The organism is Streptomyces soli, assembly GCF_003999195.1.
GTDB classification, from domain to species: domain Bacteria; phylum Actinomycetota; class Actinomycetes; order Streptomycetales; family Streptomycetaceae; genus Actinacidiphila; species Actinacidiphila soli.
This window is the reverse complement of sequence record NZ_RJVR01000266.1, coordinates 1-23174: the sequence shown is the minus strand read 5'-3', so window position 1 is coordinate 23174 and position 23174 is coordinate 1. Positions and strand designations below refer to the sequence as shown.

Here is a 23174-nt window from a genome sequence, read left to right as displayed (position 1 = left end):
CCGCCTGTCATCCGCTAGGAGGTGCCGCCACCATGCGGCTCACAGTCATCGGCACCGGCTACCTCGGTGCCACCCACGCCGCCTGCATGGCGGAGCTCGGGCACGAGGTGCTCGGCGTCGACGTCGACCCCGACAAGGTCGCCGCGCTCGGCGCCGGGCGGGTGCCCTTCCATGAGCCGGGGCTCGAGGAACTGCTGGCCCGGCACACCGCTTCCGGGCGGCTGCGGTTCACCACCTCGTACGAGGAGGCGGCGGCCTTCGGCCGGGTGCACTTCGTGTGCGTCGGCACGCCGCAGCGCAAGGACACCGACTCCGGTGCCGCGGACATGAGTTACGTGGACGGGGCGGTCGAGGCGCTCGCCGCGCATCTGGGCGAGGGCGCGCTGGTGGTCGGCAAGTCGACGGTTCCGGTGGGGACGGCCCAGCGGCTGGCGGGGCGGCTGCCGGCGGGGGCGGAGCTGGCGTGGAACCCGGAGTTTCTGCGGGAGGGGTTCGCGGTGCGGGACACGCTGAGCCCGGACCGGCTGGTGCTGGGGCTGGAGAGCGCGTCTGCAGAAACGCTTCTGCGCGAGGTGTACGCGGCCGTGATCGAGGCCGGGACTCCGGTGGTGACGGCGGACTTCCCGACCGCCGAGCTGGTGAAGACCGCCGCCAATGCCTTCCTGGCCACCAAGATCTCCTTCATCAACGCAATGGCGGAGGTCTGCGAGGCCTCCGGCGGCGACGTCTCCGTACTGGCCCGCGCCATCGGCCACGACGACCGCATCGGCGCCCGCTTCCTGCGGGCCGGGGTCGGCTTCGGCGGGGGCTGCCTCCCCAAGGACATCCGCGCCTTCGCCGCCCGGGCGGAGGAACTGGGCGCCGGCGAGTCGTTGGCCTTCCTGCGCGAGGTCGACGCGATCAACCTGCGGCGCCGGGACCGGGTCGTCGACCTGGCGCGGGAGCTGTGCGGCGGATCGCTGGCCGGACTGCGGGTGGCGGTGCTCGGCGCGGCCTTCAAGCCCGACTCCGACGACATCCGGGACTCGCCGGCCCTCGATGTGGCCGCCCGCATCCATCTGGAGGGCGCCGAGGTCGCGGTGTACGACCCCAAAGCCATGGACAACGCCCGCAAGGCGTACCCGGTGCTCGGGTACGCGGCATCCGCGAAGGACGCGGTGCACGGGGCCGATGTCGTACTGCACCTGACCGAATGGCAGGAATTCCGGGACCTGGACCCGGCGGAGCTGGCCCACAGCACCGCCCGGCAGCGGATCGTCGACGGCCGGGGGGCCCTCGACGAGAAGCGCTGGACGGCCGCCGGCTGGTCCTTCCACGCACTGGGCCGCCCGCATACGCCGGCCCCTCGAACCGAGGAGAGACAGTGAACACACCGGACACGGCGGCGCGGATCTACGCGCCCTGGGGGGACGTACCGGTCACGGTCGTCATGCCGACCTACAACGAAGCGGCCAATCTGCCGCGCATCGCCGAGATCGTGCTCGCCCTCCCGCTCCCGGGCCTGCACCTGAAGATCGTCGACGACAACAGCCCCGACGGCACCGGCCGCATCGCCGAGGAGCTCGCCGAGAAGGCCAACACCGGCGGCCGCAACCGCATGAGCGTCCTGCACCGCACCGCCAAGGACGGCCTTGGTCGCGCCTACGCGGCGGGCATGTCCGCCGCGCTCGACGAAGGCGCCGAATTCGTGGTCCAGATGGACGCCGACGGCAGCCACCCGGCCCATGTCATCCCGCAGATGCTGGGAACCGCGCTGGCCACGGGGGCGGGTTTCGTCGTGGGCAGCAGGTACGTGGACGGGGGGTCCCTGGACGAGGAATGGGGGAAGCACCGGCAGTTGCTCTCGCGCTTCGCCAACCGCTACGCGCGTGCCGTCCTGGACACCAAGATCCGTGACATCACCGCCGGCTTCAACCTCTGGCGGGCGAGCACGTTGCTCGACGTGGACCTCAGGACGCTGGACAGTGCCGGCTACAGCTTCCAGGTGGAGCTGAAGTTCCTGGCGGCGCGCAAGGGTCACAACGGGGTGGAGATCCCGATCCGTTTCGAGGAGCGCACCGAAGGCGTGTCGAAGATGACCCTTGCGACGCAGATGGAGTCGGCGCTGGTGCCACTGAGGCTGCGGCTGCGCAACCGCCGCGGCTGACCGCCTTCCGCAAGCCGTCCCCACCCGGCCCGAGACGGCCAGGTGGAACCTGCACCCCGTCCGGCCGGTGGCAGGGACGGCGGCGCGACGAATGGATCCCTGAGCCCTGAGGCCGCCGAGAAAAGGAACGTGACTTCACCATGAGCGGACGGCACGCCCTTCCTTCGCGGCTGGGAAATGTGTATAGCGAAATCGCGAAGTTCGGTGTGGTGGGGCTCTCGGGATTCGTGGTCAATCTCGCGGTCTTCAACCTGATGAGAAACGTTGCCCACTGGCAGACGGTCAGGGCAAGTGTGCTGGCGACGGTCTGCGCCATCATGGGCAATTATCTCGGCCTGCGCCATTTCGCGTACCGGGACCGCGGCCGGGATGACGGCAAGCGGGAGATGGGTCTTTTCCTCTTCTTCAGCGCGGTCGGCCTGGTGATCGAGAACTCAGTGCTCTACGCGGCCACCTACGGATTCGGCTGGGACAGCACATTTGCCAACAACGTGTGCAAGTTCGTCGGCATCGGTATCGCGACACTGTTCCGTTTCTGGTCTTACCGTACGTGGGTTTTCACGGACTCCGGCGGCCACCCGGACCGAACCGCGGAAGCCGCGGGGCGCGAAGTCCGCCCTCCGCACCCCCCACCGTCAGATGACGATCGTGGAACGAAGGCTGTTCGAGTGATGCGCGAACAAGTCAGCGGATGATACGAACAACTCCTTCGACTTCGTGACTTGTGCCGGCCTGTGACCCTTCCGGGCCCGAATCTCGGGAGGTCCGGCTTGGCCAGGTTTTTCATGCCTTCACGTCTCGGCCGCCATCGCGACGGGCAACGCCGGAGGCGTACGCGGCTGTCCGCCATCTCCGCCGTGGCCAGTGCGGCCCTGATCGGGACGATGATCGCTCTGGTGGGATCGTTGGCCCAGGCCGACGCGAGCACCCAGGGCGTGGACAACCTGCGCACCAACTGGGACCAGAACGAATCCGGGCTCTCCCCGGCGGTCGTCCAGTCCTCCGCCTTTGGCCAGCTCTTCGCCACCAAGCTCGACGGGCAGATATACGCCCAGCCGCTGGTGGTGGGTGACGAGGTGATCGCGGTCACCGAGAGCAACACCGTGTACCTCCTCAACCGCACCACTGGTGCGATCGATTGGAGCAAGAACTACGGATCCGCGTGGCCTGCCTCGGCGATCGGCTGCGGTGACCTGACGCCCAATGTGGGGGCGACCGCGACCCCCGTCTACGACTCCGCCACCAACGCCCTCTACTTCACCACCAAGGTCGACGACGGCACGTCCACGCACCGCCACCCGCAGTGGCTGATGCACGCGGTGGACCCGACCTCCGGGACCGAGCTCCCCGGGTGGCCGGTCACCATCAGTGGCAGCCCAAGTAATGACCCGAGCCTCAGTTTCGATGCCTACTACGAGCAGCAGCGCCCCGGCCTGCTGCTGATGGACGGCGTCGTCTACGCGGGCTTTGGCGGTCACTGCGACGCGTGGCCGTACCGCGGCTACGTAGTCGGCGTGAGCACCACCGAGCACAGCATCAATTCGATGTGGGCCACCGAGACAGGTGCCAGTGTCAGCGGCGCCGGCATCTGGCAGGCGGGCGGCGGCCTGGTCTCCGACGGTTCGGGCCGGATCTTCTTCAGTACCGGAAACGGCATTAGCCCGGCTCCTGGCTCCGGCAAGGCCGTGCAGGGCACCCTGGCCGAGTCCGTGGTCCGCCTACAGGTCAATGCGGACAAGAGCCTGAGCACGGCCGACTTCTTCAGCCCGAGCAACGCCGCCACCCTGGACGTGAACGACCAGGACATCTCCTCAGGCGCTCCGATGGCGTTGCCCGACGGCTTCGGCACCAGCGCGCACCCGCACCTGTTGGTCCAGCAGGGCAAGGATGGCCGGGTGTTCCTCCTCGACCGCGACAACCTGGGCGGCATGGGCCAGGGAGCCTCGGGCGGCGACGCCGCGGTGAACGTGTCCGGTCCCTACCAGGGGCTATGGGGCCACCCCGCGTTCTGGGGCGGCGCCGGCGGCTATGTCTATATCGTCGGCAACTACGGTCCGCTGCGCGCGCTGAAGTACGGCGTGAGCAGCGGCGGCACTCCCGCGCTCACGCTCACCGGCCAGAGCCAGGACACTTTCGGCTATACCAGCGGCTCGCCCCTCGTCACATCCAACGGCATGGACGAGTCCAGTGCCCTGGTGTGGATGGTCTCCGCGAGTGGCTCCTCCGGGGTCAACGGCGCCCTGCGCGCCTACAGTCCCGTTCCCGACGGCAACGGCCTGCTGCCACTGCAGTGGTCCGCGCCGATCGGCACCGCGACCAAGTTCAGCACTCCGACCGCTAGCGGCGGCAAGGTCTACGTGGGCACCCGGGACGGCGTGCTGTACGGCTTCGGCAGCCCGGCCAGGACCGCCCTGACCGCGGCATCCCTCGACTTCGGCCAGGTCGGCGTCGGCAGCAGCGGCTCGGCCAGCATGACTTTGACGGCCACGCAGGACGTCAGCATCACCGGGCTCACGGCCTCCGGCGCGTTCTCGGTCACCACGCCCGCGTCCGCCATGCCCACGGCCGGGCAGCCCACGGCGCTGGCGACGGACGCCACACTGGATGTACCGATCAGCTTCACTCCCACGACCACCGGCGGCATCAACGGGACGCTGACAGCGAATCTCTCGGACGGTCAGAAACTGGTGTTCGCGCTCCACGGCGTGGGCACCAAACCCGGTCTTGGGGCAGCGCCGGGCGCCCTGGACTTCGGGGAAGTGTCCACCGGCACCACCTCGACGCTGAACCTGCAGATCACCAACACCGGTACTCAAGCGGAGACAATCGACTCCATCACCCCGCCCTCCGGTTCATTCGTCGCCTCCGGGCTGCCGGCTGCGGGCACGGTCGTGCCCGTTGGTGGTTCGTTCGTGGCCTCGGTTACGTATACGCCGGTCGGCAGCCAGGCAGACAGCAACTCACTGGTGATCACCAGCAGCAGCGGAGGCGGCTCGCACACCCTGAACGTGCTGGTCAGCGGCACGGCCATCACCGGCCAAGGGCACCTGGCGTTCTCCACGAGCTCGCTGGACTTCGGCTCGGTCCCGATTGGCAGCTCGAAGTCGCTCTCGTTCACCATCACGAACACCGGCAACATCCCCGTGACGGTAACCAAGGCCAAGGCGCCGACGGGTGACTTCAACAGCCCGGTGCAGCTGTCCGAGGGCTTGACCATCGGTCCGGACCAGACCGCCGTGCAGAGCGTGACGTTCACTCCGCGTTCGGCTGTGGATTCGAGCGCTTTCTACGAGGTCAGTGGCACCGGGGTCAACGCGGACGGCAGCGCCCAGGGCGCCATGTACGTGCCTATTACGGGAACCGGCACCGGCACGGCGACGACTACCTCCGCGAAGGACGGGCTGTGGCAGGCCAACGGCACGACGGTGCTGGCTGACGACGGCAGCATCCAGCTGACCCCGGCCGCCAGTTACCGGGCGGGCACGGCGGTCTACACCAAGCCGCTCAGCACCGACGGCTTGCGGGCGACCTTCACCGCGCAGTTCGGTCCCGGGGCCAGCGGCAACGGCTTGACCCTTTCGCTGCTGGACCCGGCACAGAACTCTGCCTCGGCGCTGGCGCAGGGGGGCAGCCTAGGTATCGCGGGGCAGCCGGGCGTGGTGGTCGCCCTCAACACCGGCTATAACAGCACACTTCAGATGCAGAACTTCGTCGGTGTCGGCTACAGCACTTCCGGCTCGTCGACGATCGACTACCAGTCGGTGGCCAAACTCAGCACCTCCCTGCGCCAGGGCACGCACCAGGTGGATGTCCAGGTGGCCGGCGGCCATGTCTATGTCTGGGTCGACGGGACGCAGGAACTGGACGCCACACCCACGTTGACGACCAACGCGCTGGTGGCCTTCTCCGCGGCGACGGGCGGGGGTGGTGACGCGCATACGGTGAGCGGCCTGGTCATCAGCGGCGTAGCGACCTCCGACCCCTCGCCGCCGGTCACCCCGACGCCGACGCCGACCCCGACCCCGACGCCGACCCCGACCCCGACGCCGACCCCGACGCCGACCCCGACCTGGACCGGTTACACGCCGGTCGGGCCGGCACGGGTCCTTGCGACGCGCTCGATCGCGGCGCACGGCAAGGTCAGCGTCACGCTGGCCGGCCACAACAAGATCCCGGCCAATGCCACCTCGGTGCTGGTCGATGTCGGGGTCAACGGGACCAAGGCGAGCAAGGGCAGCGTGATGGTCGAGCCGCACGGCTCGGCTGTGCCCAAGTACGGGACCGTCTACTGGAACACCTCGACCCAGTCCGTGGTGCACTCCGCTGTGGTGCGGCTCAGCAAGGGCGCGCTGGACGTCTACAACAGCAGCTCCAAGAGCGCGCCCACGTATGTGGACGTGCTGGGCTACTACGCGCCGAAGACCGGGAAGCTGCTCAAGTCGGTCCGCCCGGCTTATGTGCTGAACACCGCTCAGGGCGTGGGTCAGTCCACGAAGGCCGCGCTCGGGGCCAAGAAGACAGTCAGCGTGCTGGTGCGCGGCAAGGCCGGGGTGCCGACCAACGCCACCTCGGTGGTGCTCAATCTCGCGATCGGGAGCCCGGGCACCAAGGGCGGCCTCACAGTCTGGGCGCATGGAGCGACTCGTCCCGGGTCGTCGGTGCTCACCTGGGACGCGCACGGGGACCGGATGTCGAACCTGGTGACGGTTCCCATCGGCAGTACCGGGCGGGTCGACTTCTACAACTCGGGCAGCGGCAGCGTGAATGTGCTGGCCAGCGCGGTGGGCTACTACGCCACCACGACGGGCAAGTCATTCGTCGCCACGGCTTCGTCCACCGTCCTGGACACCCGCTCCGGGATCGGGCGCAGTGGCACGTCACCCCTGGCCAGTCACGGCGTCCTGAAGCTGCAGGTGGCGGGCAAGGGCGTCGTCCCCAAGGGAGCGACGGCGGTGCTGGTCGAGCTGGGGACCGTGTCCAGCAGCGGTGGCGGCTCGCTGACCGCATGGACGGACGGATCGAGCCAGCCCTCCCCGGCCAGCGTGTACTGGAACGTCGGCGGCCGTCTTACCACGAACCTGGCCGTGGTTCCGCTGACCTCGAACGGCAGGATCGACCTGCGTAACAACGGGTCGAAGAGCGTCGCGGTGTTCGGCGTGGTGCTCGGTTACTGGACCGGCTGAGCCGGGTCCGGGAACGGAACGCAAGCGGGCGGGGCGCCGACAGGTGTCCCGCCCGCCCCGCGTCTGCGGGGCCCGGCACCAACGTCCCCGGACAACACACCTACAGCCGCGCCGCCGCGCCCACGGGCGTCGCGCCGCGGGTGTCCAGCAGCAGCTGGGCCTTCACCGCCAGGCCCTGGAGATCGTACGTACGGTGATGCTGCAGCAGCACCGTCAGATCGGCGTCGGCCGCCGCCTCCCACAGTGAGTCGGCGCGCGGCACCGGGCGGTCCAGGACGCGCCACTCGGGGGCGTAGGGGTCGTGGTAGCCGATCTGGGCGCCCAGCTCGATGAGCCGGGTGGCGATCTCGCGGGCCGGAGCGCCCTGCTGGTCCGCGAGGTCGGCTTTGTAGGTGACGCCGAGCAGCAGGACGCGGGCGCCGCGCAGGGACTTGCCGTGTTCGTTGAGCAGGGCGGCGGCGCGCTGGACGACGTAGCGGGGCATGCGGGTGTTGACCTCCTGGGCCAGCTCGACCATGCGCAGCGGGTGGCCGAGGACGCGGCCCTGGTAGGAGAGGTAGTTGGGGTCGAGCGGCACCCCGTGGCCGCCGACGCCGGGGCCGGGGCGGAAGGCGTGGAAGCCGAAGGGCTTGGTCTCGGCGCAGCGGATGACGTCCCAGATGTCGACGCCGACGTCGTGGCAGAAGACGGCCATCTCATTGGCGAGCGCGATGTTGACGTGCCGGAAGTTGGACTCCAGGAGCTTGACGGTCTCGGCCTCGCGCAGTCCGCGGGCCCGTACGACGCGCTCGGTGAAGCGGCCGTAGAAGGCGGCGGCGGCCTCGGTGCAGGTGGAGGTGAGGCCGCCGATCACCTTGGGGGTGTTGGCGAGGGTGAAGTCCCGGTTGCCGGGGTCGGCGCGGCCGGGGGAGTAGGCGAGGTGGAAGTCGCGGCCCGCCCGCAGTCCGGAGCCCTCCTCCAGGATCGGCTGCAGGAATTCCTCCGTGGTGCCTGGGTAGACCGCCGACTCCAGGACGACGGTGGTGTGCGGGCGCAGCTGCGCGGCGAGCGTACGGGCGGCGGCCCCGACCGCCGACAGGTCCAGCACGCCGTCCTCGCCCAGCGGCGCCGGCGCGCAGATCACGGCGGTACGGACCCGGCCCAGCGCCACCGGGTCGGCGGTGGCGCGGAAGCCGCCGGCCAGCATGCGGCGTACGTCGGCGGCGGGCAGGGCGCCGGAGGGGACGCGGCCGGCGTTGACGGCGGCGACGGTGCGCTCGTCGGTGTCGTGGCCGATCACGGCGAGCCCGGCGGCGGTGGCCGCCTGCGCGAGGGGGAGTCCGGTGTGGCCGAGTCCGATGACAGCGAGGTCTGCGGGCATGGGGCGGTCCCTCTCCGTACGTTCCCGTACGTTCGTACGCGAGCCGAATGGCTCCAAAACAGGCTAACCAGACAGATAGGTGATATGACTGCTCGCCGCGCCGATATAGCGATATGCCGGACAGGCAAGGCTGGCCGTCCGACCGCTGACGGGTGACCCTGGATGGACGGGGACCCCCACCACGGGAGGCAACGAATGCGTACGGCGACACTCGGACCGGCGGAGCGGACCGCCGCGCTCGCGGGAATGGCGGAGAAGGAACTCGACATCCTCGTCGTGGGCGGCGGCGTCGTCGGTGCCGGCACCGCGCTGGACGCGGCGACCCGAGGCCTGTCCACCGGAATCGTCGAGGCCCGCGACTGGGCCTCCGGTACCTCCAGCCGTTCCAGCAAGCTCATCCACGGCGGCCTGCGCTACCTGGAGATGCTCGACTTCGGCCTCGTACGCGAGGCGCTCAAGGAACGCGGCCTGCTCACGCAGCGGCTCGCCCCGCATCTGGTGAAGCCGGTGCCTTTTCTGTATCCCTTGCAGCACCGCGGCTGGGAGCGGCTCTACACGGGCTCCGGCGTCGCCCTCTACGACGCCATGGCCATCTCCTCCGGGCACGGCCGCGGCCTCCCGCACCACCGGCACCTCTCGCGTCGGCACGCGCTGCGGATCGCGCCCAGCCTGAAGAAGGACGCCCTGGTCGGCGCCCTGCAGTACTACGACGCCCAGGTGGACGACGCCCGGTACGTCGCCACGCTGGTCAAGACGGCGGCGGCGTACGGCGCTCTGGCCGCGAACCGGGCCCGGGTCGTCGGCTTCCTGCGGGAGGGCGAGCGGGTCGTCGGCGCGCGGGTGCGGGATGTAGAGGGCGGCGGGGAGTACGAGGTCCATGCCAAGCAGATCGTCAACGCAACCGGCGTCTGGACCGACGACACCCAGGCCCTCATCGGCGAGCGCGGCCAGTTCCATGTGCGGGCCTCCAAGGGCATCCACCTGGTCGTCCCCAGGGACCGCATCCACTCCACCAGCGGCCTCATCCTCCGTACGGAGAAGAGCGTCCTGTTCGTCATCCCCTGGGGCCGGCACTGGATCATCGGCACCACGGACACCGACTGGGACCTCGACAAGGCCCACCCGGCGGCATCCAGCGCCGACATCGACTACCTGCTCGAGCACGTCAACTCGGTGCTGGCCGTCCCGCTGACCCGGGACGACGTAGAAGGCGTCTACGCCGGCCTGCGGCCCCTGCTGGCGGGCGAGAGCGAAGCCACCAGCAAGCTCTCCCGTGAACACACGGTCGCGCATCCGGTGCCGGGGCTCGTGGTTGTCGCCGGCGGCAAATACACCACGTACCGCGTCATGGCCAAGGACGCCGTCGACGAGGCCGTCCACGGCCTCGCCCACCGCGTCGCCGACTGCGTCACCGAGGAGGTCCCCCTCGTCGGAGCCGAGGGCTACCACGCCCTCTGGAACGCCCGCGCCCACCTCGCCGCCGACGCCGGCCTCCACGTGGTCCGCATCGAGCACCTCCTCAACCGCTACGGCGCCCTCACCGACGAGATCCTCCAGCTCATCCGCGCCGATGCGTCGCTCGGCGAGCCGCTCGCCGCCGCCGACGACTATCTGCGGGCCGAGATCGTCTACGGCGCGAGCCACGAAGGTGCCCGGCACCTGGACGACGTCCTCACGCGGCGGACCCGCATCTCGATCGAGACCTTCGACCGGGGCACGCGCAGTGCGCGGGAGGCGGCGGAGCTCATGGCGCCCGTCCTCGGCTGGGACAAGGAGCACATCGAGAAGGAGGTCGAGCACTACGAGAAGCGGGTCGAAGCCGAACGCGAATCCCAGCGCCAACCCGACGACCTCACCGCCGACGCCGCCCGCCTGGGCGCCCCCGACATCGTCCCCCTCTGACCAGCCGGGGCGGATCCTCCCCCACCCCGCCCCTTCCTGAGACCAGGGGGCGGAGCCCCTGACCCTCCCTCAGAGGGGTTACCCCCAGGTCCTCAAACGCCGGACGGGCTGAAGGGCCCAAGCGGTGGCCGGATATCGTTTGCGGCACGAGGGAAAGGGGCGGACCGTGGCGGACGAGGGACGGCTGGTGGCCGGGAGGTACCGGCTCGTGGAGCGGATAGGCCGCGGCGGGATGGGCACGGTGTGGCGGGCGGAGGACGAGCTGCTGGGCCGCGAGGTGGCGGTGAAGAGGCTGCATCCGCCGCAGGCGCACCTGCATGAGGATGAGCTGGCGACGCTGTTCGAGCGGACGCGACGGGAGGCCCGGGCGGCGGCGCGGATCAGCCACCCGAATGTGATCGTGGTGCACGATGTCCTGGAGGACGAGGGCCTGCCGACGATCGTCATGGAGTACGTGCCGTCGACGACCCTCGCGGAGCTGATCAAGAAGAACGGCCCGGTCGCCCCCGCAGAGGCCGCCCGCATCGGGCGCGGGATGATCGCCGCCCTGCGAGCCGCGCACGCCGCAGGCGTCCTGCACCGGGACGTCAAGCCCGGAAACGTACTGCTCGGGGCCGGGGGCACCTCCCGGACGGAGTCCGGGGGAGGCCGTGTCGTGCTCACCGACTTCGGTATCGCACAGGCGTCCGGCACGTCCACACTCACCCGGACGGGTGAACTGATCGGCTCGATCGACTTCCTCGCCCCCGAACGCCTGACCGGCCGCGCCCCCGGCCCTGAGGCGGACCTGTGGGCGCTGGGCGCGACGCTGTACCAGGCGGTGGAGGGAAAGTCGCCGTTCCGCCGGGACACCGCGATCGAGACGGCGTACGCGATCGCGACGGACGAGGTGCCCGAGGCCCCCAACGCCGGGCCGTTGGCGCCGGTGATCGCCGGGCTGATGGCGCGGGATCCGCAGGAGCGGCTGTCCGCGGAGGCGGCGGAGCGGCTGATGCGGGGCCCGGCGGCGGAGCCGGAGACGGCCCGGGTGGACCGGCGTGACCTGGTGGACCGGCGCGACCTGGCGGACCGGCGCGACCTGGCGGACCGGCGCGACCTGGCGGCCGCGGGAGCCGTACCGCCCCGGGCGCCCGCCTCGACGGAGTTCACCACCCCGCTGCGCAGGTCCGGACCCGGGGCGAAGCCCAAGCGCCGCCGCACCGCGGTCTGGCTCACCGCGGCGGCCGTCGTCCTGGCGGTCGCGGGAGGCGGGACGTATCTGGCGACCCGCACCCACACCGCCGGGAGCGGCCCGTCCGTGCAGAGCAACATCCGGCCGACGAGGCATCCCCATCCCACGCCGTCGCCCCCCACGCCGTCGCCCCCCGCGTCGAAGGCCGCCGCCGCACCCGTTCCGGAGGGCTACGCGCTCTCCGACGAGACCGACCGTGGCTACTCCGTCCCCGTCCCCGACGGCTGGACCCGCCAGGTCAACGCCAACGGCCACGACATCGACTTCATCGACCCCACCAAAAAGGTCGACCTCAAGGTCAGCAACCTCGACTTCGCCGGCTCCAGCCCCCTCCAGCACTGGAAGGAACTCGAGCCCGAGACCGCAGGACAAGTCGGCGCCACCTACAAGCGGCTGCGGATGAACAGCACCCTCTGGCGCGCACAGCCCGCCGCCGTCTGGGAGTTCACCTTCCAGGGCAAGGCCCGCGCGTGGCACGCCATCGATCTGAGCTTCGGCCAGGAGGGTGGCACCGAGTACGCGATCTACCTCTCGGCGCCGGACGAGCAATGGACCACATACAAACCGGTCTTCGACAACGCCGTCGCCGGATTCCGGCTCGCCGGGTAACGCGCCGGGCAGGGGGTGCGCAAGATCGCGCGTTGGAGTCAGGGATGATGGTGCCTCATCGAGAACAGCGGGGGCCAGGTAGCGGCTGAGCCCCTTGCCGGTCGCACCATCTTCAGTGACTGCAGAGGGATTTCATGGGCCAGGCGCAAGGCACGGGCGGCGGCACCGGCGGCGGTACCGGCGACACCGACCGCACCGATGGACGTCTGCTCGCCGGCCGGTACCGGCTCGGTGAGGTCCTCGGCAAGGGCGGCATGGGCACGGTGTGGCGGGGGCTGGACGAGACCCTCGGCCGCACCGTCGCGGTGAAGGAGCTGCGCTTCCCGCACAACATCGACGAGGACGACAAGCGACGCCTCGTCACCCGCACTCTCCGCGAGGCCAAGGCGACCGCCCGGATCCGCAACACCGGTGCCGTCACCGTCTTCGACGTCGTCGAGGAGGACGACCGGCCCTGGATCGTGATGGAGCTGGTCGAGGGCCGCTCGCTGTCCGACGCGATACGCGAGGACGGTCCCCTCACCCCCAAGCGCGCCGCCGAGGTGGGCCTGACCGTCCTCGATGTCCTCAGGGCGGCCCACAAGGAGGGCATCCTCCACCGCGACGTCAAGCCGTCCAACGTCCTCATCGCCGACGACGGCCGCGCCGTGCTCAGCGACTTCGGCATCGCCCAGATCGACGGCGACCCCTCCGTCACCTCCACCGGCATGCTCGTCGGCGCTCCCTCGTACATCTCGCCCGAGCGTGCCCGTGGCCAGAAGCCCGGCCCGCCCGCCGACCTCTGGTCGCTGGGGGCGCTGCTGTACGCCTGCGTCGAGGGCCGTCCGCCGTACGACAAGGGCTCGGCCATCGCCACCCTCACCGCCGTCATGACCGAGCCGCTTAAGACCCCGGCCAACGCAGGTCCGCTGGCCGATGCCATCCACGGCCTGCTCATCAAGAACCCGGACCAGCGGCTCGACGACGAATCCGTACGCCCCCTGTTGACCGAGGTCGTCAACGCCCCGGACGCCCCCGTCGCCCCGGCCTCCGACGCCACCCGCACCATGCCGCTTCCCGCCGACCCGCAGCCCACCCCCACCGACGCCCCGCCCGCCACCCGCAAGGCCGCCGCCGACCAGGCCCGGCTGCGCCGAGCGCTGAGCAGCGTCCGGAAGGTGAAGTCGGCCCCCGCGTCGCCGGTGGCGGAGCCCACCACGGCCGCGCCGGTCCCCGCCGGGGAGGACGGGCGGCGCAAGCGGGTGCTGATCATCGTGGCGACCGGGATCGCGCTGGCCATACTGGGCACGGTCATCGGCTTCTACACCGCCGCCCACAACGGCGACAACAACGACGGCTCGAAGAAGCCGACGGACTCGAAGAACAGCCAGTCGGTCAGCCCGAGTTCGAGTGGCTCGACCGGCGCCGAGCAGGACCGGACCAAGTCGTCCCGAAGCCCGTCCGGGACCGGTTCCGCAACCGACGCTGCTTCCGTCACCGCCTCCGCATCGAACAGCGGCACCGTCGACACGACGACGTACAGGGCCGCCCAGGGCTTCTCCATCGGCCTGCCCAAGGGCTGGACGTACTCCAAGACCGACACCGCCGGAGCCCGCTTCACCGGCCCCAACGGCCAGAAGCTGCTGGTTGGTTGGACGACCGCTCCGAAGGACGACCCGGTCGCCGACTGGAAGAACCTCGAGAAGAGCATGATCCGCGCCAACTACCAGCGGGTGCACATAAGGGCCGTCACCTACCGGGGCTGGGACACCGCCGACTGGGAGTTCACGTACACCGATGGCGGCACCCGTTTCCACACCGTCGACCGGGGCACGGTGGTCAACAGCAAGCTCGGTTACGGAATCATGTACACCGCCCGCGACGCGGACTGGGACGGTGCCACCTCCAAGGCGACGTTGCAGACCTTCTTCAAGACGTTCAAACCGGCAAGCTGACACAGCACCAGCACGTATCGTGAGTCCTTGCGGACAGAAAGCTCCGGTTGAGGACCGGATCTGACGCTTTGGGGAGGCGTCGTGGACGACTACGCGGGACGTGTGCTCGCCGAGCGCTACCGCCTGCCCCGGCCGCCCGCCGATGAGTACGAGCTGGTCGAGACGCGCGCCTTCGACACGTACAGCGGACAGGAAGTGCTCGTACGGCAGATCCTCCTGCCGGAGGTGGTGAGCGCCGAACCGGGCGACGGTGGTGACGACCCGGGGCCGGGCAGCGACAGCGCGAGCCGGGCGCTCGAAGCGGCGCGTGCGGCAGGGGCAATACCCGATCACCCACGCCTGGTGCAGGTCTTCGACATATTCACCGACGGTGGCAGCCTCTGGATCGTCAGTGAGCTGGTCCCCGCCCGTCCGCTCGCCGCGCTCCTCGCCGACAAGCGGCTCAGCCCCTACCGCGCCGCCGAGATCGCCTCCGACGTACTCACCGCGCTGCTCGCGCTGCACGCCCACGGCTGGACCCACCGCAATGTCACCGCCGGCACCGTGCTGGTCTGCGACGACGGCCGCGCCATGCTCTCCGGGCTCGCCGCCGGGGCCGCGCAGGAGGCGCTGGCCGGCTACAACCCGGTGCCGGTACGGGCCCTGGCGGGCGGGTCCGGGGGCAGCGGGAGCTGGGAAGGGCCCGACTCCGCGCTGGAGCTGGAGCGCGCCCGGCAGGCCCGGATGCACCTCGTCGGGCCGGTCACCGAGCGCTGGGCGCCCGAGCAGGCCACGCCGGTGCACGAGAACTGGCAACTGGCCCCGCCGGTCGGTCCCACCGTCGACCTCTGGGCGCTCGGCTCCCTACTCTTCCGCAGCGTCCAGGGCCACCCGCCCTTCCCCGAGGAGAGCACCGCCGAGCTCGTCCAGCTCGTCTGCGCCGAACCGCCCGCCTACGCCGAGGAATGCGGGGCCCTGCGGCCCATCGTCGAGTCCCTGCTCCGCCAGGACCCCTCCGAGCGCCCCGACGTCGAGGAGCTGCGCGGCTGGCTGCGGTCCCTGGTCCGATCCGCGCCCGAACCCGACCTCGGGCTGCAGACCGTGCGCGTCCCTGCGGACGACCCGCACAAGCTGCCGATCGTACGGCGCCGCGGCGAGCTCGTTCGCAAGCGCAGGCAAGCCGCCGACCCGGTGCCGCTCCACCCCTCGCACGGCCGCCACAAGCGCGCCAAGGCCAAGAAACGGTCCCGGGCACCGCGCAGCCTCGGCCTCACGCTGCTCCTGGCCGTCGTCCTGCTGCTCGTGGCGACCGTGGCGTATGCCGTGCTCTTCATGCCGCGCAACGGCAGTACGAACGGCTCCGCCGACACCTCGCAGACGGTGCCCGCGCAGGTCTCCGACGGCAAACCGAAGCCGTCGACGGCCCCGGCCACCAGCAAGGCGCCCTCCCACTCACCCTCACCGTCGGCCACGCCCTCAGTCCCGTCCACGACCGTGACGGCGAGCGATCTCGGCAGCGACTTCAAGCTCCGCACCGACTCGGCCGGCTTCACCGTCGCCGTCCCCACCGGCTGGCAGCGGCAGGGCAAGAACTCCAAGGGCCAGGTCCGCTACACCGGCGGCGACATGGAGCTCATCGTCGTCCCCGGCCGCGACTCCGTCGCCGACTTCGGCAGCGACCCCCTCGCCTACCAGTCCGACGGCGAAGCCGAACTCGACGCCTTCCGCTCCTCCGCCTGGTCCTCCGCCTTCGGCGCCCGCAGCCTCGACCTCAACGGCGTCTCCGCCGCCGAAGGCGAGTACACCTACCGCGACTCCTCCAACCGCGAGGTCTACGCCACCAACCTCGTCATGCTCCGCGGCAGCGGCTACCACGTCGTCCTCTTCGTCGGCCCCACCGCCCACACCGCCGAGCTCAAGCGCTACTTCGACAAGGCCGCCGAGACGTACAGCACTTCGTCCTGAGCCCCGGGCCCGGCCTTACGGCATGATGGGCGCATGGCAAGCGACGGGGGATACGCGGCCTTTCCGGACCCTTCCCCACCCGGGGTGATCGTCGGCCGCTACCGCATCACGGGTCGGCTCGGCCGTGGCGGGATGGGCACCGTATGGCGGGCTGAGGACGAACTGCTGGGCCGTCAGGTCGCCGTGAAGGAACTGCTCCTGGACGACGGCATGCCGGACGACGAGCGGCGGGGGCGCAGGGAGCGCGCGCTGCGCGAGGCGCGGACGGCGGCACGGATCAAGCATCCGCATGTGATCGTGCTGCACGACGTCGTGGAGCAGGACGGCAGCCCGTGGATCGTCATGGAGCTGGTCGACGGCCGTTCGCTCGCCGAGATCCTGGCGAAGGACGGTCCCGTCCCGCCGCGCGAGGCCGCCAGGATCGGGGCCGCGGTCACCGGCGCGCTGCATGCCGCCCACGCGCACGGCGTGCTGCACCGGGACATCAAGCCCGCCAACGTCCTGATCGAGAACGGCACCGGCCGGGTCGTACTCACCGACTTCGGCATCGCCCGCGTGCTGGGCAGTACGACCCTGACCGAGGCGGGCGCCTTCGTCGGCTCGCCCGAGTACACCGCGCCGGAACGGATGTCGGGGCAATCGGCGGGCCCGGCGTCCGACATGTGGTCGCTGGGGGTGCTGCTGTGCGCGGCCGTACGGGGCCAGTCGCCGTTCCGCCGCGACTCCCTGGGCGGGGTCCTGCACGCGGTCGTGTTCGACGAGATCCGGCCGCCCGTGGAGTTGGGACCTCTGCTGCCCGTGGTGACCGCCCTGTTGGAGCGCGACCCGGAGCGCCGGATGAGCGCACCGGAGGCGGAGGAACGGCTGCGCGGCTACGCGGACCCGTCGAACGTGTCGACCCTGCCGAACGACATACCCGCGCCAACGAAACCCCCGCCGACCGCGCCTGCCGTGCCCACGAAGCCGCGTCGCCGTACGCCGCTGATCCTCGCCGCGCTGAGCATCCTCGTGGTGGGTGCTCTCGGCGCCGTGGCGCTCGTACAGCACCACAACGCGGGCAACAGCCCCGCCCTGGCCGCGACGGCCCCGGGCCGCGCCGCCGGTGCGACGGCGAAGACCACCAACCCAAGCCCAAGCCCCAGCCGGAGCCCGGCCACGGCGACTGCCGGTTCCACCGCGAAGCCCGTCCCGGCGGGCTATCGGCTCGTCGTCGACACCAAGGGTTTCTCGCTCGCGGTGCCCGACGGCTTCACGCGGTCCTACCAGCCGCCGCGGGTCTTCTACTTCTCGCCGGGCGAGGTATTCCGCATCGGCATCCGCACGGCCGCCCCGGGTCACGGCGGCCCGCTCGCCGTCATGAAGGCCCAGCACGTGGACGGCCCCGGCACGTTCAAGGGGTATCGCGACGGATTCGTCACCGAGACCACCCGGGCGGGCAATCCGGCCGCGTTGTGGGAGTTCACCTGGGACGGCTTCGGGGACGGCGGCGGCGCCCGCCGCACGTACGACCTGTGCTGGACCGAGGGCGGCCGGCAGTACGACGTGTGGGTGTCGTCGCCGGTCGCGAAGGCGGAACTGGGGCGGGAGTACTTCGACTCCGCCCGCGACACCTTCCAGCCGGACCAGAACCAGAACTGAGATGCGGCAACGCGCAGCATGCCAGTGCGCACTGGCACGATTGTGCTCGTGAGGTGAAAACCGGCTACCGGGTCTATTCGCAGTGCACCGGGCTTCAGTTATCACCGGGACGGCAACGGGCCTCATCAACGTCAACAACGAGGGGCGTCGGCCTCGTAGATGCCATTCGGTGAGCAACCCTCATCAACGAGAAAGCCGCAGGCCAGCAGGCCGCACGCACGAAGGCGGTCGTTCGTTGGTGCGATGTCATCAGCACCCCGACCTGCGTGCGAGCCGCGATGCGGCGAGTCTTCCCTGGATATCTTCAGCCCGGTGGTGAAGCGAATCTCAAGACTGCTCTGTCCTCAGCTGTGGGCGCAGATCCGCACTGTTGGCCTCAGCCCGTGTCAGAGCGGCTGGTTCTGCTGCTCGATGTACTGCTTGACGATGCTGAGCGGGGCGCCGCCGACGGATCCGGCGAAGTAGGAGCCGGACCATAGGCGTTGTGCCCGCCAGTAGTGGCGGACGAGGTCGGGGAACTCCTGGCGGAGCCTGCGCGAGCTGACGCCCTTGAGGGAGTTCACCAGCTTGGAGACGGCGACCTTCGGGGGGAAGTTCACGAGCAGGTGGACGTGGTTGGCCTCGCCGTTGAACTCGACCAGCTCGGCCTCGAAGTCCTCGCACACGCTGCGCATGATCTCCTCGCACCGCGTCAGGTGCCGGTCGGCGAAGACGGAGTGCCGGTACTTCGTCACGAAAACCAAGTGGACGTGAAGGCGGAAGTCACAGTGACGACCTGTACGAACGTTCTCATCGATACCCATAAACCAACTGTGTATCATGGTCGGCGTGCAGCTTCGGTACAGCTTCCGCCTCTACCCGAGCGCCGGTCAGCGTTCGTCGTTGGCGAGGGCGTTCGGGTGTGCGCGGGTGGTCTACAACGACGCCCTCAGGGCGCGGGAGACCGCCCGCTCCGAGGGGCTGCCGTTCCCGAAGACCGGGGACCTGTCCAAGACCCTGATCACCGAGGCGAAGAACACCCCGGAGCGGGCATGGCTGGGCGAGGTGTCGTCCGTCGTGCTCCAGCAGTCCCTCCGGGACCTGGACACCGCGTATCGGAACTTCTTCGACGGCCTGAAGGGCAGGCGCCCGCGCATGGGCGCGCCCCGTTTCATGTCCAAGCGGGACACGCGGCAGTCGGTCCGGTTCACCGCGAATGCCCGCTGGAAGATCACGCCGGGCGGGAAGCTGTCCCTGCCGAAGATCGGCGATGTGTCGGTGAAGTGGTCGCGTGCCCTGCCCTCGCGGCCGTCCACGGTGACGGTGGTCAAGGACAGTGCGGGGCGGTACTTCGCGTCGTTCGTCGTGGAGACCGGCCCCGACGAGGCATTGCCGGACATGGCGGGCGAGATAGGCATCGATCTCGGCCTCACCCACTTCGCGGTCATGTCCGATGGCCGGAAGATCAGCTCGCCCCGGTTTCTGCGCCGGGCCGAGAAGAAGCTCAAGCGCACACAGCAGGCCCTCTCCCGCAAGCAGAAGGGCTCCGCGAACCGGGCCAAGGCCCGCCTCAAGGTCGCCCGCGCACACGCGCGGGTCGCCGACGCGCGCCGCGAGTTCCACCACCAGCTCTCCACCCAGCTGATCCGCGAGAACCAAGCGATCAGCGTGGAGGACTTGTGCGTGAAGGGACTCGCCCGCACCCGCCTCGCCAAGTCCGTGCACGACGCCGGATGGTCCGCGTTCGTGAGCATGCTGGAGTACAAGGCAGCCCGGTACGGGCGCACCTTCGCGAAGGTGGACCGGTTCTTCCCCTCCTCGCAACTCTGCTCAGCATGCGGCTTCAAGGACGGCCACAAGCCCCTGGCAGTACGCGAGTGGACATGCGCCAACTGCGGGACGGTCCATGACCGCGACATCAACGCCGCACTCAACATCAGGACCGAAGGACACAAGGTCGCCGCCGGACGGGCGGAGACCGTAAACGCCTGCGGAGGGGCCGTAAGCCCTGCCGCCTAGCGGAAGGCAAGCCCCGATGAAACAGGAACCCATCTCAAGGCGAGCCGCCACGGCGGACGCCAGGGAGCAAATCCCCCTCGTTCGTTCACGAGGGGGAGGACGTCAACGGTGGGTATGCAGAAGGCGGCTGTCAGCCGTAACCTCGCGCTATGACGGACACAACTACTGGCGGTAACCCGGTAGCCCCAGCGGGCACGCGGACCGCGGCCGATGTGGTGACCCCGGAGCTGGTAGCGCGGCTCACGCGTGGGATCCCGGGCAGCGGCCGGACGGCGAACCAGAGCCCGCTGACCGGGGAGAAGCTGGCGGACCTGCCGGAGTCGACGCCGCAGGACGTGGCCGCCGCGTACGAGAGGGCCAGGGAGGCCCGGAAGGCGTGGGCGGCGACGCCCGCGCGGCAGCGGGCCGCCGTGCTGCTGCGCTTCCACGACCTGCTCCTCGCCCGGCAGGCGGAAATCCTGGACCTGATCCAGCTGGAGACCGGCAAGACCAGGATGCACGCGCACGAAGAGGTGCAACTGGTCGCCGTCACCGCCCGCCACTACGGCCGCAAGGCCCCCGCCTACCTCCGTCGGCGCCGCCACACCGGCGCCATCCCGGTCCTGACGAAGGTCGCCGAGTTGCGCCAGCCCAAGGGCACGGTCGGCTTCATCGTGCCGTGGAACTACCCCTTCGCGCTGGGCGCGGGCGACGCGCTACCCGCCTTCGCCGCGGGCAACGCGGTCGTCATGAAGCCGGACACCCAGACCGCCCTGACGCTGCTGTGGGCCCGGGAACAGCTCATCGAGGCCGGGCTGCCGGAGGACGTCTGGCAGATCGTGATCGGCGAGGGCCCGGTCGTCGGCCCTGCCGTCGTCGAGCACGCGGACTACGTCTCCTTCACCGGCTCCAGCCGCACCGGCCGCGACGTGGCGAAGCGGGCCGCCGACCGACTCGTCGGTTTCTCCCTCGAGCTCGGCGGCAAGAACGCCATGCTCGTCCTCAAGGACGCCGACCTCGACAAGGCCGCCGAAGGCGCCGTACGGGCCTGCTTCGCCTCCGCCGGGCAGCTGTGCGAGTCCATGGAGCGGATGTACGTCCACGAATCGGTCGCCGAAGCCTTCCTGGAGCGCTTCGTCGCCCGCACCAAGGCCCTCAAGCTCGGCACCGGCCTCGCGTACGGCGCCGGAATGGGCTCGCTGGCCGGCACCCGGCAGCTGGAGACCGTCACCCGCCATGTCGACGAGGCGGTGGACAAGGGCGCCACGGTGCTCGCCGGCGGCCGCCCCCGCCCGGACGTCGGCCCGTACTTCTACGAGCCGACCATCCTTGACGGCGTCGAGTCCCCGATGGCCGTCTGCGCCGAGGAGACCTTCGGCCCGGTCGTTTCCATCTACCGCTTCACCGACGAGGACGAAGCGGTCGAGCGCGCCAACGCGACCCCGTACGGCCTCAACGCAGCCGTCTGGACTAAGGACACCCGGCGCGGCGCCCAGGTCGCCGCCCGCCTGCACTCCGGCACCGTCAACGTCAACGAGGGCTACGCCTCCGCCTACGGCAGCGTCCAGGCCCCGTTGGGCGGCATGGGCGAGTCCGGCATCGGCCGCCGCAACGGTTCCGAGGGCATCCTCAAGTACACCGAGGCCCAGACCGTCGCCACCCAGCGGCTGCTGCCGATGGCGCCCTCGCTGGGCATGACCGACGAGCAGTACGCGGCCTTCATGAGCCGCAGTCTCCGCGTGATGAAGGCCCTGCGCCTCCGCTGAAAGGAACAAGCCGGTGTCACACGAGTACGACTTTGACGTGATCGTGATCGGATCCGGGTTCGGCGGAGCCGTGAGCGCTCTGCGCCTGACCGAGAAGGGCTACAAGGTCGGCGTCCTGGAGGCGGGCCGTCGCTTCACCCGCGAGACCCTCCCCAAGAACTCCTGGGACATCCGCAACTACCTCTGGGCACCGGCCCTTGGCCTGTACGGCATCCAGCGCATCCACCTGCTCAACAACGTGATGATCCTGGCCGGCGCGGGCGTCGGCGGCGGCTCGCTCAACTACGCCAACACCCTCTACGTACCGCCCAAGGCCTTCTTCGAGGACCGACAGTGGGGCCACATCACCGACTGGCAGGAGGAGTTGAAGCCCTACTACGACCAGGCGCAGCGGATGCTGGGCGTCCGGCTCAACCCGACCATGACCCCCTCCGACGTCCACCTCAAAGCCACCGCCGAGAAGATGGGCGTCGGCGATTCCTTCCACCTCGCACCGGTCGGCGTCTTCTTCGGTGACGGGAAGGACGCCGAGGGGGACGCGAAGGCCGCCCCCGGTGGCGAGGTCCCGGACCCGTACTTCGGCGGCGCGGGGCCGTCCCGCAAGGCCTGCACCGAGTGCGGGGAGTGCATGACGGGCTGCCGGCACGGGGCGAAGAACACGCTGAACGAGAACTATCTCCACCTCGCCGAGAAGGCCGGCGCGGTCATCCACCCCATGACGACCGTCACCGGCCTCTCGGAGAATCCGGAGGGCGGCTACGACGTCGCGACCGTCCCCACCGACCGTAAGAAGAAGGCCAGGCCGCACGTCCTGCGCGCCCAGTACGTCGTCGTCGCCGCCGGGACCTACGGCACACAGACTCTGCTGCACGCCATGCGCGACGCGGGCCGCCTCCCCGGCATCTCGGCCCGCCTCGGCGAACTGACGCGTACGAACTCCGAGGCACTGGTCGGTGCGCAGACCATCGACCGCCGCTACCGCAAGCGCACCGGGCAGAAGCGGGCGGACTTCACCAAGGGCGTGGCCATCACGTCCTCGATCCACCCCAACGACAACACCCACATCGAGCCCGTCCGCTACGGCAAGGGCTCCAACGCGATGGGCGGCCTGGCCATCCTCCAGGTCCCGCACGGCGGACGCCTGCCGCGCGGCCTGGCCTTCCTGGTCAACTCCGCCCGCCATCCGGTGCTGACGATGCGCTCGATGTCCAACTACCGCTGGTCCGAGCGCTCGATCATCGGCCTGGTCATGCAGTCCCTGGACAACTCCCTGACCACCTACCGCAAGGAGAAGGGCCTCGGGAAGGGCCTGCTCACCGCCCGCCAGGGCCACGGCGCGCCCAACCCCGCCTTCATCCCCGAGGGCGCCGAGGCCGCCCGCCTCCTCGCCGAGGAGATCAACGGCTTCGCGGGCAGCAATGTCGGTGAGTTGATGGGCACCCCGCTCACCGCGCACTTCCTCGGCGGCTGCCCGATCGGCGATG

Annotated in this window: 14 protein-coding genes; 12 read left to right on the top strand and 2 right to left on the bottom strand. The window is 70.2% G+C overall.

Going from position 1 to position 23174, the window contains the following annotated elements; translation table 11 throughout:
* Positions 1–32: 32 nt before the first annotated feature.
* The 4 genes from EFK10_RS28475 (at position 33) to EFK10_RS28460 (ending at position 7329) form a co-directional block, all read left to right on the top strand.
* Entirely contained in the window at positions 33–1367 is a 1335-nt protein-coding gene (locus tag EFK10_RS28475) for a UDP-glucose dehydrogenase family protein (protein ID WP_127358525.1), read from the top strand.
* 62 nt (positions 1368–1429) lie between these two features.
* A complete protein-coding gene (locus tag EFK10_RS28470) occupies positions 1430–2146 on the top strand; it encodes a polyprenol monophosphomannose synthase (RefSeq protein ID WP_127358549.1) in 717 nt (238 codons plus the stop codon).
* Positions 2147–2286: 140 nt separating this feature from the next.
* Positions 2287–2841 (top strand): GtrA family protein, encoded by a 555-nt coding sequence (locus tag EFK10_RS28465; protein WP_127358524.1) that lies wholly within the window; start codon positions 2287–2289, stop codon positions 2839–2841.
* Between the two features lie 90 nt (positions 2842–2931).
* Complete coding sequence (locus tag EFK10_RS28460; RefSeq protein ID WP_240677522.1) at positions 2932–7329, top strand: Ig-like domain-containing protein; 4398 nt, start codon at positions 2932–2934, stop codon at positions 7327–7329.
* Between the two features lie 100 nt (positions 7330–7429).
* On the opposite strand, the gene EFK10_RS28455 is transcribed toward EFK10_RS28460, so the two are convergent.
* Positions 7430–8689: a nucleotide sugar dehydrogenase gene (locus EFK10_RS28455; protein ID WP_127358523.1), complete on the bottom strand. Its 1260-nt coding sequence runs from the start codon at positions 8687–8689 to the stop codon at positions 7430–7432.
* Positions 8690–8884: 195 nt separating this feature from the next.
* On the opposite strand from EFK10_RS28455, the gene EFK10_RS28450 reads away from it, so the two are divergent.
* The 5 genes from EFK10_RS28450 to EFK10_RS28430 all read left to right on the top strand — a co-directional run bounded on the left by EFK10_RS28450 (position 8885) and on the right by EFK10_RS28430 (position 17947).
* The gene (locus EFK10_RS28450; protein ID WP_127358522.1) at positions 8885–10591 is read left to right on the top strand and encodes a glycerol-3-phosphate dehydrogenase/oxidase; all 1707 of its coding nucleotides are present in this window, start codon (positions 8885–8887) and stop codon (positions 10589–10591) included.
* A 166-nt stretch (positions 10592–10757) separates the two neighbouring features.
* Positions 10758–12431 (top strand): serine/threonine-protein kinase, encoded by a 1674-nt coding sequence (locus EFK10_RS28445; RefSeq protein ID WP_127358521.1) that lies wholly within the window; start codon positions 10758–10760, stop codon positions 12429–12431.
* A 134-nt stretch (positions 12432–12565) separates the two neighbouring features.
* A complete protein-coding gene (locus EFK10_RS28440; RefSeq protein ID WP_127358520.1) occupies positions 12566–14365 on the top strand; it encodes a serine/threonine-protein kinase in 1800 nt (599 codons plus the stop codon).
* 81 nt (positions 14366–14446) lie between these two features.
* The gene (locus tag EFK10_RS28435) at positions 14447–16309 is read left to right on the top strand and encodes a serine/threonine protein kinase (RefSeq protein ID WP_127358519.1); all 1863 of its coding nucleotides are present in this window, start codon (positions 14447–14449) and stop codon (positions 16307–16309) included.
* A gap of 33 nt (positions 16310–16342) precedes the next feature.
* Positions 16343–17947, top strand: a complete 1605-nt coding sequence (locus EFK10_RS28430; RefSeq protein WP_127358518.1) for a serine/threonine-protein kinase — start codon at positions 16343–16345, stop codon at positions 17945–17947.
* A gap of 386 nt (positions 17948–18333) precedes the next feature.
* On the opposite strand, the gene tnpA is transcribed toward EFK10_RS28430, so the two are convergent.
* A complete protein-coding gene (gene tnpA / locus EFK10_RS28425; protein WP_127358517.1) occupies positions 18334–18750 on the bottom strand; it encodes an IS200/IS605 family transposase in 417 nt (138 codons plus the stop codon).
* 25 nt (positions 18751–18775) lie between these two features.
* On the opposite strand from tnpA, the gene EFK10_RS28420 reads away from it, so the two are divergent.
* From EFK10_RS28420 to EFK10_RS28410, 3 genes are all read left to right on the top strand, one after another.
* Complete coding sequence (locus EFK10_RS28420) at positions 18776–19945, top strand: RNA-guided endonuclease InsQ/TnpB family protein (RefSeq protein WP_127358516.1); 1170 nt, start codon at positions 18776–18778, stop codon at positions 19943–19945.
* A 149-nt stretch (positions 19946–20094) separates the two neighbouring features.
* On the top strand, positions 20095–21690 hold the full coding sequence (locus EFK10_RS28415) for a succinic semialdehyde dehydrogenase (RefSeq protein ID WP_127358515.1): 1596 nt from the start codon (positions 20095–20097) through the stop codon (positions 21688–21690).
* Positions 21691–21703: 13 nt separating this feature from the next.
* The coding region (locus tag EFK10_RS28410; protein ID WP_164836178.1) for a GMC family oxidoreductase N-terminal domain-containing protein at positions 21704–23174 on the top strand (1471 nt) is incomplete at its 3' end.

Coding starts and splice junctions, on each gene's coding strand:
- EFK10_RS28475 (WP_127358525.1), top strand. CDS start 33: ATGCGGCTCACAGTCATCGGCACCGGCTACCTCGGTGCCACCCACGCC.
- EFK10_RS28470 (WP_127358549.1), top strand. CDS start 1,430: ATGCCGACCTACAACGAAGCGGCCAATCTGCCGCGCATCGCCGAGATC.
- EFK10_RS28465 (WP_127358524.1), top strand. CDS start 2,287: ATGAGCGGACGGCACGCCCTTCCTTCGCGGCTGGGAAATGTGTATAGC.
- EFK10_RS28460 (WP_240677522.1), top strand. CDS start 2,932: ATGCCTTCACGTCTCGGCCGCCATCGCGACGGGCAACGCCGGAGGCGT.
- EFK10_RS28455 (WP_127358523.1), bottom strand. CDS start 8,689: ATGCCCGCAGACCTCGCTGTCATCGGACTCGGCCACACCGGACTCCCC.
- EFK10_RS28450 (WP_127358522.1), top strand. CDS start 8,885: ATGCGTACGGCGACACTCGGACCGGCGGAGCGGACCGCCGCGCTCGCG.
- EFK10_RS28440 (WP_127358520.1), top strand. CDS start 12,566: ATGGGCCAGGCGCAAGGCACGGGCGGCGGCACCGGCGGCGGTACCGGC.
- EFK10_RS28430 (WP_127358518.1), top strand. CDS start 16,343: ATGGCAAGCGACGGGGGATACGCGGCCTTTCCGGACCCTTCCCCACCC.
- tnpA (WP_127358517.1), bottom strand. CDS start 18,750: ATGGGTATCGATGAGAACGTTCGTACAGGTCGTCACTGTGACTTCCGC.
- EFK10_RS28415 (WP_127358515.1), top strand. CDS start 20,095: ATGACGGACACAACTACTGGCGGTAACCCGGTAGCCCCAGCGGGCACG.